The following is a 13,239-nucleotide window of genomic DNA, read 5'->3' as shown; positions in this document are numbered from 1 at the left end:
CGTTTCATCCTTGAGGAGGTGTCCACCTTGAACAGAACGTTTGACCGCTACGCCAGCATCGTATTTCTGCTCCTTGGCATCGGCTTTATGTGGCAGAGCGCCAAGATCAGCTCATCCGCGTACGGAAGCACCGTTGGCCCTAACATATTCCCGTTCGGCCTCGGGCTGGCGCTTGTGCTGCTGAGCATTCGTTTGTTTTATGAAGCCCTGAAAGCCAAGCCGACGGAGAATCGTACAGAGAAACTGGACTACAAACGGTTCTTCATGATTTTTGCGGCAGCCTTTCTCTATGCCTATTTCCTGGAATTCATCGGATATATCATCGGTACCTTCCTGTTCCTCCTGTTTGCGTTTCAGACGCTGGAACGAGGCAAGTGGCTGAAATCCATTCTAATCTCCGCGCTGTTCTCCGGCGGCGTGTACGTCATCTTTGTCGTCTTGCTGGAAGGCTCCATGCCGGGCTTCCCGTCTTGGCTATCATGAGCATGGGAGGAATCTACAATGAATGTTCTGGATTATCTGGCGGACGGCTTTATGACCGCCTTGCAGTGGCATAACCTGCTCTTCGCCTTTTTAGGCGTGCTGATCGGCACTTCGGTCGGGGTGCTTCCCGGCATCGGTCCGATGAGCGGCGTCGCGCTTCTGATCCCCGTCACCGCCTCCATGACTAGCGGCTTGCCGGCGGAAGCGGCAGCAACCAGCTCAATCATTCTGCTGGCAGGCGTTTATTACGGAGCCATGTATGGCGGATCTACAACTTCGATTCTGCTGAACACGCCCGGAGAGTCCTCTTCCGTCGTTACGACGCTGGACGGCTACCAGATGGCGAAGCAAGGCAGGGCAGGCCCCGCCTTGTCCATCGCTGCAATCGGCTCGTTCGCAGCCGGGCTCTTCGCACTTGTGGCGCTGATCGCACTGGCGGAGCCTTTATCCAATGTAGCGATTAAATTCGGCCCAGCTGATTATTTCTCGCTCATGCTGCTGGGACTCTGTGCAGTAAGCGGGCTTGCTGGCAAATCGATCACCAAGGCACTCATTATGACCGTATTCGGTCTGCTGCTCGCTACCATCGGCATGGATACCGTATCCGGCGTCGCCCGATTCACCTTCGATATCCCCATCCTGTACTCCGGACTGGAATTTCTAACGATTGCCGTCGGTTTGTTTGCCCTTGGCGAAGTGTTTAAATCCATCCTGGAGAGGGACTACGCAGCGGGTCCAACTTCCAAAATCGGCCGCATCCTGCCGACACGCCAAGACTTGAAGGATAGCGCGGGACCGATTGCCCGCGGCTCGATCCTCGGCTTCTTTACCGGCATCCTGCCGGGTGCCGGCGCAACGCTTGCTTCCTTCTTCAGTTATATCGTTGAGAAAAAGGTTAGCAAGCATCCCGAATCCTTCGGCAAAGGCAACATCGCTGGCGTTGCTGCACCCGAGTCGGCCAACAATGCGGCATCCGGAGGCGCTATGATCCCTCTGCTGACACTGGGTATTCCGGGTTCCGGAACAACTGCCATCCTGATGGGGGCACTCATCATGTACAACATCCAGCCAGGCCCGCTGCTGTTCGAGGAGCACCCACAAGTTGCATGGGGACTGATCGCCAGCATGCTCATCGGTAACCTGCTTCTGCTAGTACTGAACATGCCGCTGGTCAAGGTATTCGCCAAGGTCATTCAGACACCGGCCAAATATCTCATACCGATCATCATTGCCATCTCCATCTTCGGCGTTTACGCCGTTCAAGCACAGATCTTTGACCTGGTCCTGCTGCTCATCTGCGGCATTGCCGGCTTCCTGCTGGCCCGCAATGACTTTCCGCTCGCGCCGCTGGTGCTCGGACTCGTGCTGGGTCCCATGATCGAGAACAATATGCGCCGGGCGCTGACCACATCCAACGGCGACTTTATGATCTTCCTGCAGAAGCCGATGTCGCTGGCATTCCTCATCATCGCCTTGCTTTGGATTATCGTTCCGATTCTACTCAAACGAAAAGGCAAGGAAGTTATCGTGAACGAAGAAGGCTAACCCATCATACGAATATCGATAAGCCAAGGAGGCAGTCATGAATACCAGCAAACTAGGCGGCAAAAGTGTCATCGCAAGAATCGAAATGCATACGGAAGAAGCAAGCTTTGGCCAAGTAACGGCCGCCATCTTCGAGGCGGGAGGCGATATCGTGGCCATTGACGTCATTCAGACGAGCAAGCATACGACGATTCGCGACGTCACCATCACGGTGATCGACACCATCGACATCGACATTATTGCCGAGCGCATTCGCGCCATGTCCGGCGTTCAGCTGCTGCATCTATCTGACCGGACCTTCCTGCTCCATCTTGGAGGAAAGATTGAAACCAAGCTGAAAGCGCCGATCCAGAACCGCGACGACCTCTCCCGCGTGTATACGCCGGATGTTGCTCGCGTATGCATGGCAATCCACGAAGAACCGCGTAAAGCCTTTACGCTCACCGTCAAGCGCAACACCGTAGCCGTCATCTCCGACGGCAGCGCCGTCCTGGGACTTGGCAATATTGGCCCCTATGCGGCCATGCCGGTGATGGAGGGCAAGTCGATGCTCTTCAAGCAGCTGGCGGATGTGGACTCCTTCCCAATCTGTCTGGATACACAGGATACCGAAGGGATCATTACGGCGATCAAAGCGATCGCTCCCGCGTTTGGCGGTATCAATCTGGAGGATATCTCCTCGCCGCGATGCTTTGAGATTGAGCAGCGTCTGCGCGAGGAATTGGACATCCCGGTGTTCCATGACGACCGGCATGGAACCGCCGTCGTCCTGTATGCAGCCTTGATCAATGCGCTGAAGGTCGTCGGTAAATCCGTAGAGAATCTGAAGGTTGTTGTCTGCGGCATTGGCGCCGCCGGCGTTGCCTGCAGCAAAATACTTATATCGGCGGGCGTGAAGAACATCATCGGCGTCGATCGCCTCGGCGCGCTGACCTCCGATCAGACGTATGACCATCCAATGTGGCAATGGTACGCCAGCAACACCAACCCCGAACGGCGTTCCGGTTCACTTCAAGACGTCATCCAGGGCGCCGACGTATTCATCGGCTTGTCTGCCGGTGGAATCCTGAAGAGAAAGGATGTTCAAGCGATGGCAGAGCGTCCGATCGTCTTCGCGATGGCCAATCCGATCCCGGAGATTCTGCCGGAGGAGGCAGAGGATATCGCGGGCGTCATTGCAACAGGCCGCTCGGATTACCCGAACCAGATTAACAACGTGTTATGTTTTCCCGGTATTTTTCGCGGCGCCCTGGACTGCCGAGCCTCTGCCATCAACGAGGAGATGAAACTCGCCGCGGCCGAAGCGATCGCATCGGCGGTCACGGACAAGGAACGGAGCAGGCATTACATCATCCCGAGCGTATTCAACCAGCAAGTTGTCAGCGGTATCCGGGACCTTGTCATCCAGGCAGCCATCCGAACCGGGGTCGCGCGCCGTATTCCAAGGGAATACCGCTAACGGTTACGATTCCATGAAACGGGGAGGATTCGTCAAGCACCAGCTGCAGCTGAAAGAGGATTGATCCCTAAGATCTATAGAGCGACCCATCTTAAGATATGAGTATTTAAAGAAAAAGAGCAAAAGAGTACGGTTTCCTCTAGGACCCGTACTCTTTTGCTTCCTACCTACACTGAAAACGCAGCACGTATAATCTTAGCCGCTCCGGCCCATCCCTTCATTGCCCAATCGATTTACTTTCGCTCTGCCCGATACTCCATAATCCAGCAGTCCCGCAGTTCACCTTCATGCTGTTCATGCTTCTCCAGCAGTCTGACCTTCCGGAAGCCGCACTTTTCGTAACAAGCAATCGCCCGTTCATTCCATGCCTGCGGGTCCATTACGATCCGATCAGCCTGCCTCTGAAACACGAGATACTCCACCATGGAAGTCATGAGCTTCGTACCGATGCCTCGATTCCAATAATCCGGCTCCCCGATGAATTGATCCGTGGCGAAGGTTCTGCAGTCTGCATCACTCTCGTTATATCCATACTCGCCTAACGTCTCTTCATCCAGAAGATAAAACTGAATATATCCGATCGGTTTCCCCTCATGCTCAATGATGCAGCGAGTCTCATCATCATCCACGTAAAAATGCTCCCGCACCCGCTCCACGTCGTGAGGATTGTCCCGTCCCTCATAATACTGCAGCACATCCGGATTGGACAGCCAAGAAGCTAAGGATATTTCATCCTTCTCCTCCAGCTCGCGAACCGTAATCGGTCCAGCCTCGTACACCAGCATCGCGATCCCCCCATCTTCCCTTATTAGATCCCCAATTCTCATTCTTCAGATTACATCCGCAAGCATCGTAATAGAGGTTCCGCTCATGCCCACCTCCTGGAATCCGAACCGCTCATATAATTTCATAGCGGCCGTATTCTCCGGAGCGACGCTTAACGATACCTTTTGAATTCCCTGCTCCTTCATTCCTCTGAACAATTCCTTCATCAGGGCCGTTCCGAGCCCTTGCCCGCGGGATTCCGGCAGCAGCGCCATGCCCAGTTCCGGAATGTCATCGCTCACGTAACCGAATCCCTTGTTCCCTTCATCAAAATAACGGATCGTAATCGAGCCTGTCGGCTTTCCTGTGGCATTCACGGCAATATAGCCTAAATCGCCCTCTCTCCCCCAGTTCTCCACATATTTTTTCATAAACGGTTCCTCGAGGATATCCCTGCTAAAAGGCTCCTCTCCCTCGGGCACATACAGGGACTCATACAGCATTTCCCGTAGAAAGGATACATCCTCCCGGCCAGCGACTCGAATATGATATGATTTCATGTGCATCTCCCTTTCCTCCTAGATACGATCCGTCAGTACAGTCCATAACGCCAATCTCTCCGGATCGAAATCGCTCCGGCCGTAATGGTCGAGAAAAATATCCTTGTAGTCATCGTTCCCCAGGTTATATCGCAGCGTCCATATCCCCCAATAGAGGTCGTAGTGAAGGTCCCCGATCCCGCCATAACCCAGATCGATGAAACCTTCAAACTGGAAATCCCTCATTATCAGATTCGGCAGACAATAATCGCCGTGGAGCAGCACATCATAGCCCGCTGTCCCCTGCAGCTTCTCAAGGCTTAGTAGAACCTGTTCTCTTCCGCCCGGAAACCCTTCGTTATCTTCCGTTTTGTTCATGAAACTTTCCTGATATTCCTGGAGAAGTTCAGCCGTTCGATTCGGAAAGGGACAATCCGCAGCTGATACAGAATGGAGATAACGCAAACTCTCCCCGAACACGGCAGCCAGCCTCTTCGGATCATCAAGGTGTCCCCCGGACACCCCATCTTCACCCTGCAGAGCGACGGTCAGCAGGTAATCGTTCTCGCCATGCTGTTCATAAGCCAGCACCTTGGGAGCCAGGCCCTTTCCGTGCAGATATTCCGACATCATCCCTTCTCTCTTAAGTTCACTCCGTTTCGCTATCTTCAAAAACATCGGTTGGTTCGCTCCCTCGATGTACAGGGTTTTGGCCTGTTCCGATGAGCTGCTGTCATAGACGGCAGCGGTCTGGATATATGACTGCAAGCTGGCAGGCAGCGTCTTGATGTCGAATGGAATACGTACTTTTTTCATCGTTCCTCCACACCGACCCCAATCGGTCGGCCTCAGTTCAATAGAATAAAGACGTCCCCATCGGAACGCCTTCGGATCTGTACTGTATGAATTGGCGCTTTGCCGGCCTAATCCTTCCCTACCAGCCGGTAATTTTTCGTTTAAACTATTTTTGATCCCTGTTAGAACGGAACTCCCTCGAAGTACACCACCTCGGCCAGACGAATGTGCAGCGCTTTATGATCCCCGACCGTCAATTGAAGATGGTCCACCGCAACGCCGGATAAGATCCCATCGACTTTCCCCGCGGTGGTCATAATGACTACCTTGGCTCCTTTATGCCGGAGCAGATGTTCAATAAATGCCGGTTCAACCAGCGTGGCGTAGTGGGCTGGCTGCGGAATTGCCGGGGTACGCGGCGCGTAATTCGGCGGTATAGGGTGGGGCGGGGGATAGGCATAGTAACCCGGTGCATAACCCGCAGGCGGGGCTGGATAACCAAAATGGTTATGGTTGTTCATGAAAGACCTCCCATGCCAATATTATTCCTACACCCTTATGTATGTCCGAGAAGGGGCCGCTATGTTAACAATCCTCATATTTATGTGTAAAAGCAAGAAAACCGCCCAACCTCCCTTCCATTTACACCTTCTGTGCAATCAACTTACTCATCGCATGCCGGTGCGGGATACCCGATGAGTTACAATCAAAAATCACCTCCGGGCAGCTGTGAATCAACCAGTCGTGATAATGCATCATAAGCTCCCCGGATTTCCAGTCGTAAGCGTACGGTTCATCCTCGGGAGGAGGCGCAATGAAGGGCTTTTGTACGAACACATTAAGGCAATGAAGCCCCTCTGCCGACGTGAATTTTTTATAATTAGCAAAGATCTCTTCACGATACTCGGGTCTGATATAATGCAGAACGCCGCTGGAATACAGCACGTCAAACTCCGAATCCAAACGGTAATCCGAAATATCCGCCTTAAATACGTTCACGTGAACCCCAATATGATCGGCCAATTTCTTCGTTTTCTCAATCCCCGCATCCGAAATGTCGAATGCTGTGACATCATAGCCGTTACGCGCAAAAAACACGGCATCCTTCCCTTCCCCGCACCCGATATCCAGCAGCTTCACCCTTCTTGTGGGAGGAATCATTTCAAGCACCTGATAACAGGCCGCATTCGGCTCCGTGCCCCAATAGTACTCCGGTGTTTTGTACTCCTCTTCATATATGCTGATTGGCTTGCCCGTCGCAGAATAACCAAACAACTTATCGATGCTGACATCAAGCAGCTGTGACAGCTCCGGAAGCAGCGCCGTATCAGGCATGGTCTGTCCCGTTTCCCACTTGGACACCGCCTGGAACGTAACGCCCAGCTTATGGGCCAACCCCTCCTGGGTGAGCCCCCGTTCTTTGCGGTATCGATGAATATTTTTGGCTAACATGTCTCTCATATGTATCACGCTCCTATATAACCACATTGTAGGGGCGCTGCGTAAGGCATACAATAACCTGGTTATTGAATCCCGAGAGAATTCAACCGCCAGTTGAAATCATCCAAATCCAGGAAATCGATGGCCAGGCATGTTACAATAAACCTGTTTTTATAATCACTATAGATGATAATGAGGGAGAAACTCGTGAACATTAGAAAGCTGAATACTCATGAAAAACCCCCAATGGACCTGCTGCTGCTTGCAGATCCATCGATAAGGCTCGTTGAGGACTATGTAAAGCGCGGTCATTGTTATGTCGCTGAGGAGGACACGCATCCCATCGGGGTCTACGTCCTGCTGCCTACAAGGCCTGATACGATCGAACTCGTTAACGTTGCCATAAGCGAGAATCTGCACGGCCAGGGATATGGCAAACAGCTTGTGAATCATGCCATCGGGCAGGCCCGAGAGCTTGGATATGCAACCATTGAAGTCGGAACAGGGAGTACGGGCGTGGCGCAGCTGGCGCTGTATCAGAAATGCGGGTTTCGGATGACAGGCATCGACCGGGACTTTTTTGTCCGTCATTATGATGAAGAAATCTACGAAAATGGCATGCGGCTGCGCGATATGGTGCGGTTGTCGCTAGATTTGTAAGTTTTGTGGCTGGGCAGTTGCACCATTCCTCCATCCGATGAATAGGCTATCGCATATTGATTATGGAGGAGAATCTACTTGAGCATGAGTCAAAATCCGAGGCATCTCGCTTGGCATGAAACGCTGGAGATTCATGAATTAACCGCCTTTCAGGCAAATAACCTGATGGGGTTCAAGATGTCATTACATGATATCAAGGACCCGGAGCTCCATGGGCTGTATACAGAAGCGATAAATGGAGTAGAACAAAACCTGAGGGAGCTCCTGCCTTATTTTTCACAAGCGCCCACAGGAACCCGCAGTCTTTCCGGTGCCGATTTGACGGCGTATTACGCAGGCCATCTGCTGGGTTTCGCCAAAACCTCTGTCCGCAGCTACGCCATTGCCATTACCGAAGCCGCAACGCCAAGCGTAAGAGAAACCCTGCAGAAACAATTGAACAAAGCCATTGAACTGCACGGCAAGGTCTTCTATTTCATGTATGCGCGCGGTCTGTATCCTTCCTACAATTTGAAGCAGCTGCTGGAGAATGACGTGAAGAATGCCAACAAGGCATTAAGCCTGTAACATCAGCAAAAAAAGCCCCGGGCTACACAAGACAGGTTAGGTACGAGATGTTAGTATCGCCAAAACCGTCAGCTGTATAGCTCAGAGGCTTTTTCTATTTCACATATCATCCCCTAAAAGTCAGGGATTATTTATTCAGTGTTTCGCTCCAGTCATGCACCATATGGCCTTCGAGATATTTCTCGCAGTCCATAGCGGCCATACAGCCTGTGCCTGCAGCCGTAATCGCTTGGCGGTAACGTGTGTCCTGGACATCGCCGCAAGCGAACACGCCCGGGATGTTCGTCTCCGTCGTTCCCGGTTTAACCAGGATATAGCCTGTCGGGTCGGTTGTAATCTGATTGCCAAGGAAGCCCGTATTCGGCGTATGGCCGATCGCCACGAATACACCTTCCGCTTCAATCAGTTCTTCTTCTCCCGTTTCATTGTTGCGGACCTTCAACCCTTTAACGCCGGTTTCGCTGGTAACCACCTCAACCGGCGTACGGTCCAGAGCCCACTGGATCTTCTCGTTCTCACGCGCGCGATCCTGCATGATCTTGGATGCACGCAGCTCGGTGCGGCGGTTCACTACCGTTACGCTGGAAGCAAAACGCGTCAGGAAGCTGGCTTCCTCCATCGCGGAATCGCCGCCGCCGATAACAATGATCTTTTTCCCGCGGAAGAAGAACCCGTCGCAAGTGGCGCATGTGCTTACGCCGCGACCAACGTTCTCCTGCTCTCCCGGAATTCCGAGATACTTCGCGGAAGCTCCCGTCGAGATAATCACGGACTCAGCCAGAAGCTCGCCCATGCCCTCGACATTCACCTTGAACGGACGCTCGGAGAAATCAACGGACTCGACCCAGGCGCTCTTGAACTCCGCACCGAAGCGCTCCGCTTGTTGACGCATATTATCCATCAGCTCGGGGCCCATGATTCCTTGCGGAAATCCGGGGAAATTCTCAACCTCGGTCGTTGTCGTAAGCTGACCGCCCGGCTGCATTCCTTCGATAACGAGCGGCTTCAAGTTCGCGCGTGCCAAGTAGATGGCTGCCGTCAATCCGGCAGGTCCTGTTCCGATTACGATTGATTTGTACATAGATACGGCCTCCTTTAAGGTGTCGATTTCTGTTACGTGCTACATCCTATTCAGGACTTATGGAATCTTCATGTACCAAGGTCTCCTAAGTATCCGAATATGGGTTCTTACTTAAATGTTTTCCGTAAATGGCCGGAAATTATCATCCGGCTGTGCTTTCGTTTCACATACGCTATCCATTTGACGTGCGTAACGGCTCACCGTGGATGGCGAAATGCCGTAACGGACAGCTACCTGTTCATAGGTCAGGGTTCTTCCCCGCTTCTTGGCCGTCAAATATTCCAATGCCGCTGCCCAGCCCTCCACATTCCGAATGTTCGGAATATCAGGGTACAGCCGGCTCAGGAACTCGGACCAGAGATTCTCCATCTCTTTTTTCCAAAAAGCGTCTACCCGCATGTCCATGGTCTGCTCTGCCTTCTCCAGCACCGCCTTCCAGGAAGGCAGCCAATCCGGCAGCACCTCGCGGGTCTTGCTGCTGGATATATCGCGATCGTCGCGGCGTTCCTTCAGCCGATTGCTTGCGGCCTCCATCTGCTGGAGCACCAGGCGGGCGGCATCCTTCAGCTCCGCATCCTCTCCCGGTTCCTGCAGGAACGATTGCAGCGCATGCTGCACCTCTTCATCGGCAATCAATTCCAGCGTCCGGATCACCTGCAGCTTGGTATGGGGGTCGCCATGTCGGAGCGCCCAGAAGAACGAAGAACGAATCAGCGGATTTTGCTTCGCTTCCTCCGTCAATTTGTCGCCGTCATGCTCCCAGCGTTTGAACTGCTCTTCGAACGGAAGATGATAGTGATAACTCACCTTCATCTGTTTCGTACCGGTCTCTTTACGCTTCTGCAGCTGTGCCAGATAGAAATCCGGAATCACCGAATCCCCATCCAGCTTCAATGCTTGCCGCCAATATTTCTCGGCCCTGTCATAATAACCGCTATTGCATGCCGCAACGGCCGTGTAATGATACAGGCTAGGATCTCCGCTAAACTCCTCATCCTTCAACAAACGGCGAAAATGACCGTAGGCAATTTCGTGCTGCCCCAGTATTCCCATCGTTGTCGCCAGCTTAAACACATGCTCCTGATGGAAAGGAACCGTCACCGTTAGCATGTCCATCAATCGGTCACGCTGCTCCTGATTTCCTTCATGCTGAAAGAAGATAGCCAGATTGCATAGACCGTGCAGATTGCCCGGCTCCTGATCCAACACCTCGCCAATGGTGCGCTTCGCGGTATCAAAGCGTCCCATATAATAATAGGCTAGAGCCAGATTGTTGCGCGCAGCCAGAAAATCCGGATTATCCTTGACGATTTCCTCCAACAGCTTGACCGCTTGTGCGAATTTCCCTTCCTCCAGCAGTGCCCGCGCATGCTCATGCTCGACCACGCCTTCACGACTCTTGATCCGGTTCAGCTTGGCTGGACGATTCAGCTCGTAATGAAGCAGCTCCATCATCTCCTCAGCCTCATCCAAAAACTGACCGCTCGGGTCTTCCTCCAGATAGGTAACAAGCGCTTCTTCCGCTTTCTCGAATTGCTCCATATTGGCGTAATTGTTCGCCATATAGAAGTAGCACTCCGTCATCAACGGGTCAACCTGCTCCAGAATGTGAGCCAGCACATCGTTGGAAGCTTTATAATCTCCCGTCTCTGATAATATACCCGCCATATTGCAATGATTCACCGGATTATCCGGTTCATATTCAACAGCTTTGCGGAAATATTTCAGAGCCTTGTCATATTGGAAACGATCAAGCGAACGAACCGCGCGATCGAAGAAGAAATTGGCATTCATCTCGATAGATATAACATTGTGGGGGTCACTGTACCCATATGGATGACCATTCACGAAAAGCAAGGCACCTCCTTTAACTTGCTCCTCTATCCACAACAGTATAACACAAGTTTCAACGTCATTTGCAGAAAAAAGACACCAGTTTACACACCGGCGTCTTTGAACAAAGTGGCGATCGATCCGCCCTCGATAATAATATGGGTTGCCTGGGCTAACATTGGCGCTACGGACAGCACCTTAAGCCGCATCTTGCAGTGATGATCCGGGAGCACAATAGAGTCTGTGACCACGATTTCCTCGATATGTGCATGGTCGAGACGGTCAAGTGCTTCACCGGAGAAAAGGCCATGGGTCGCGCACACAATGGCATCATTGGCTCCCCGTTCCTTTAAGCTTTCCACCACTTGCACGATGGTGGTTCCCGTATCAATCAAGTCTTCGATAATAATCGGCGTGCGACCCGCCACGTCCCCAATGACATGGGTAATTACCGCTTCGTTATGGGCAGGACGCTGCTTGACCATCATGGCAAACGGCGACCCCAGGCGGCTCGAAAGCTTCTCTGCCGTCTTCGCCCGTCCGGCATCGGGAGAAACGATAACCGGATTCTCGATGTTCTTGGACTTCAGATACTCCGTAATCAAATCCAGCGCAGTCAGATGATCCACCGGTATATTGAAGAAGCCCTGAATGGCTGGCGCATGCAGATCGATGGTTATCACGCGGTTGGCACCGGCTGTGGTCAGCACGTCGGCTACCATTTTGGCCGATATCGGTTCACGCGGCGCTGACTTTCGTTCCTGTCTGGCATAACCGTAATAAGGCACAATGATATTGATCGTTCTGGCGGAAGCGCGCTTCGCGGCATCAATCATCACCAATAGCTCCACGAACATTTCATTGATAGGGTGAGAAAAGGACTGCAGCAGAAAAACATCGCAATTGCGGATGCTCTCTTCAAAGTGCACATAAACTTCGCCACTCTGAAAGCGGGAAATCTTGATCTTTCCCGGTTCAACTCCCAACTGCTGACTGATATTTGCGGCAAGCGTCGGATTTGAAGTGCCGGCGAACAATCGTAATGAACGATACATGAGGACCTCCTGACGAGAGTGGTTGATAATGTCGGCTGATGCAGGGATCTCGTTGAAAGCGCTATCGTCAAATCAGGCCGTTCCCGCCTCCGTCAACCTCTTCGAAGAAGGGTCTCTAGGAGTGGAAAACAGCCGTCTGCAATAAACCTGTTTGCAATTAGTGCTTTTCTTTTATTATACATGGTTTCCCTCAACATTCAAAAGCACCATCTCCCGCTTCCGGTTACGGAAGGTCGCAACCTCCCGAACGCCAAGCTCCGATAGCAGTGCCCGGGCCTGATCCAGATGCTCGCCCAGCTTCATCGGCTGGTGGGCATCCGACCCTAAAGTCAACGGAATGCCAAGCTTCATCGCTTCCTCCAGCATGCGGCGGCTTGGAAACATTTCCTCACAGGCCTTCGATAAGCCGGAGGCGTTCAGCTCCATGGCTTTTCCGCTTTGGGCCACGGCCGCAAGCGCTGCTTGCTCCAATGCGATCACTTCCGGCTTCTGCTCGGGACCCGGCCCATAACCGAACCGCTTGATCACGTCCAGATGCCCCATGATATCGTAGAAGCCGGTGGCAGCAGCTTTCTGCACCGCATCATAATATCGTCTATAAACCTCAAGCGGATCCTTGCCCTCCCAGCCTTGGGTCTGACGGTAATCCGTAATATCCCATTCACCAAGAAAATGAACGGAGCCAATGACATAATCCCATGGATAGTCATTCACAATTCGCTCAATCTGTTCTTCATAACCCTCGATATAATCGCCTTCGAGTCCGATCCGGATGTCAATCTGCCCTTGGTAGCGTTCCTTCAACTGCAGGCACTCTTCCACATAACGCGGCAGTTCGTCCATTGGCATGGCCATCTCCGGATAGTACGCCTCCGGATCCACGTGTATCAAAGGCATATGATCCGACAAGCCCAATTGATCCATCCCGAGTTCAATAGCGCGCCGTACATACTCCTCCAGCTGCCCCTCGGCATGTCCGCACCGGGCATGGTGGGTATGGTAATCAATATGCATCGG

At 52.5% G+C, this 13,239-nt stretch carries 14 protein-coding genes; 5 read left to right on the top strand and 9 right to left on the bottom strand.

Going from position 1 to position 13,239, the window contains the following annotated elements:
- Nucleotides 1-27 precede the first annotated feature (27 nt).
- Genes AC0VZ8_RS00935 through AC0VZ8_RS00925 form a run of 3 tightly spaced genes read left to right on the top strand, consistent with a single transcriptional unit; the run spans nucleotide 28 to nucleotide 3,487 of the window.
- Nucleotides 28-483, top strand: a complete 456-nt coding sequence (locus AC0VZ8_RS00935) for a tripartite tricarboxylate transporter TctB family protein (RefSeq protein WP_194540378.1) — start codon at nucleotides 28-30, stop codon at nucleotides 481-483.
- A gap of 18 nt (nucleotides 484-501) precedes the next feature.
- Nucleotides 502-2,028, top strand: coding sequence for a tripartite tricarboxylate transporter permease (locus AC0VZ8_RS00930; protein ID WP_475485748.1), 1,527 nt, complete (start codon nucleotides 502-504; stop codon nucleotides 2,026-2,028).
- Nucleotides 2,029-2,065: 37 nt separating this feature from the next.
- Entirely contained in the window at nucleotides 2,066-3,487 is a 1,422-nt protein-coding gene (locus AC0VZ8_RS00925; protein WP_475485747.1) for an NAD-dependent malic enzyme, read from the top strand.
- Nucleotides 3,488-3,720: 233 nt separating this feature from the next.
- Here the strand turns inward: AC0VZ8_RS00925 and AC0VZ8_RS00920 are convergent, their stop codons facing one another.
- From AC0VZ8_RS00920 to AC0VZ8_RS00900, 5 genes are all read right to left on the bottom strand, one after another.
- Nucleotides 3,721-4,272, bottom strand: coding sequence for a GNAT family N-acetyltransferase (locus tag AC0VZ8_RS00920; protein ID WP_475485746.1), 552 nt, complete (start codon nucleotides 4,270-4,272; stop codon nucleotides 3,721-3,723).
- 45 nt (nucleotides 4,273-4,317) lie between these two features.
- Nucleotides 4,318-4,818 (bottom strand): N-acetyltransferase family protein, encoded by a 501-nt coding sequence (locus AC0VZ8_RS00915; protein ID WP_475485745.1) that lies wholly within the window; start codon nucleotides 4,816-4,818, stop codon nucleotides 4,318-4,320.
- 12 nt (nucleotides 4,819-4,830) lie between these two features.
- Nucleotides 4,831-5,607: an aminoglycoside 3'-phosphotransferase gene (locus tag AC0VZ8_RS00910; RefSeq protein ID WP_475485744.1), complete on the bottom strand. Its 777-nt coding sequence runs from the start codon at nucleotides 5,605-5,607 to the stop codon at nucleotides 4,831-4,833.
- A 161-nt stretch (nucleotides 5,608-5,768) separates the two neighbouring features.
- A complete protein-coding gene (locus AC0VZ8_RS00905) occupies nucleotides 5,769-6,107 on the bottom strand; it encodes a DUF2642 domain-containing protein (RefSeq protein ID WP_475485743.1) in 339 nt (112 codons plus the stop codon).
- 121 nt (nucleotides 6,108-6,228) lie between these two features.
- Nucleotides 6,229-7,047 (bottom strand): methyltransferase domain-containing protein, encoded by an 819-nt coding sequence (locus AC0VZ8_RS00900; protein WP_475485742.1) that lies wholly within the window; start codon nucleotides 7,045-7,047, stop codon nucleotides 6,229-6,231.
- Between the two features lie 186 nt (nucleotides 7,048-7,233).
- Between AC0VZ8_RS00900 and AC0VZ8_RS00895 the strand changes: the two genes are divergently transcribed.
- Complete coding sequence (locus AC0VZ8_RS00895) at nucleotides 7,234-7,686, top strand: GNAT family N-acetyltransferase (protein ID WP_071219457.1); 453 nt, start codon at nucleotides 7,234-7,236, stop codon at nucleotides 7,684-7,686.
- A gap of 84 nt (nucleotides 7,687-7,770) precedes the next feature.
- Nucleotides 7,771-8,253 (top strand): spore coat protein, encoded by a 483-nt coding sequence (locus AC0VZ8_RS00890; RefSeq protein ID WP_071219456.1) that lies wholly within the window; start codon nucleotides 7,771-7,773, stop codon nucleotides 8,251-8,253.
- 127 nt (nucleotides 8,254-8,380) lie between these two features.
- Here the strand turns inward: AC0VZ8_RS00890 and trxB are convergent, their stop codons facing one another.
- From trxB to hisJ, 4 genes are all read right to left on the bottom strand, one after another.
- Complete coding sequence (trxB, locus tag AC0VZ8_RS00885; RefSeq protein WP_071219455.1) at nucleotides 8,381-9,334, bottom strand: thioredoxin-disulfide reductase; 954 nt, start codon at nucleotides 9,332-9,334, stop codon at nucleotides 8,381-8,383.
- 111 nt (nucleotides 9,335-9,445) lie between these two features.
- Nucleotides 9,446-11,182, bottom strand: a complete 1,737-nt coding sequence (locus tag AC0VZ8_RS00880) for a tetratricopeptide repeat protein (protein WP_475485741.1) — start codon at nucleotides 11,180-11,182, stop codon at nucleotides 9,446-9,448.
- Nucleotides 11,183-11,271: 89 nt separating this feature from the next.
- A complete protein-coding gene (locus AC0VZ8_RS00875; protein WP_216535236.1) occupies nucleotides 11,272-12,222 on the bottom strand; it encodes a ribose-phosphate diphosphokinase in 951 nt (316 codons plus the stop codon).
- Nucleotides 12,223-12,396: 174 nt separating this feature from the next.
- Entirely contained in the window at nucleotides 12,397-13,236 is an 840-nt protein-coding gene (hisJ, locus tag AC0VZ8_RS00870) for a histidinol-phosphatase HisJ (RefSeq protein ID WP_475485740.1), read from the bottom strand.
- Between the last annotated feature and the right edge of the window lie 3 nt (nucleotides 13,237-13,239).

The sequence above is a fragment of the Paenibacillus sp. QJM3NY_38 genome (genome assembly GCF_056173265.1).
The sequence above is the reverse complement of the archived record's forward strand: the minus strand, read 5'-3'. Positions and strand labels throughout refer to the sequence as shown.

Coding starts and splice junctions, on each gene's coding strand:
- AC0VZ8_RS00930 (WP_475485748.1), top strand. CDS start 502: ATGAATGTTCTGGATTATCTGGCGGACGGCTTTATGACCGCCTTGCAG.
- AC0VZ8_RS00925 (WP_475485747.1), top strand. CDS start 2,066: ATGAATACCAGCAAACTAGGCGGCAAAAGTGTCATCGCAAGAATCGAA.
- AC0VZ8_RS00920 (WP_475485746.1), bottom strand. CDS start 4,272: ATGCTGGTGTACGAGGCTGGACCGATTACGGTTCGCGAGCTGGAGGAG.
- AC0VZ8_RS00915 (WP_475485745.1), bottom strand. CDS start 4,818: ATGCACATGAAATCATATCATATTCGAGTCGCTGGCCGGGAGGATGTA.
- AC0VZ8_RS00910 (WP_475485744.1), bottom strand. CDS start 5,607: ATGAAAAAAGTACGTATTCCATTCGACATCAAGACGCTGCCTGCCAGC.
- AC0VZ8_RS00905 (WP_475485743.1), bottom strand. CDS start 6,107: ATGAACAACCATAACCATTTTGGTTATCCAGCCCCGCCTGCGGGTTAT.
- AC0VZ8_RS00900 (WP_475485742.1), bottom strand. CDS start 7,047: ATGAGAGACATGTTAGCCAAAAATATTCATCGATACCGCAAAGAACGG.
- AC0VZ8_RS00890 (WP_071219456.1), top strand. CDS start 7,771: ATGAGTCAAAATCCGAGGCATCTCGCTTGGCATGAAACGCTGGAGATT.
- trxB (WP_071219455.1), bottom strand. CDS start 9,334: ATGTACAAATCAATCGTAATCGGAACAGGACCTGCCGGATTGACGGCA.
- AC0VZ8_RS00875 (WP_216535236.1), bottom strand. CDS start 12,222: ATGTATCGTTCATTACGATTGTTCGCCGGCACTTCAAATCCGACGCTT.
- hisJ (WP_475485740.1), bottom strand. CDS start 13,236: ATGCATATTGATTACCATACCCACCATGCCCGGTGCGGACATGCCGAG.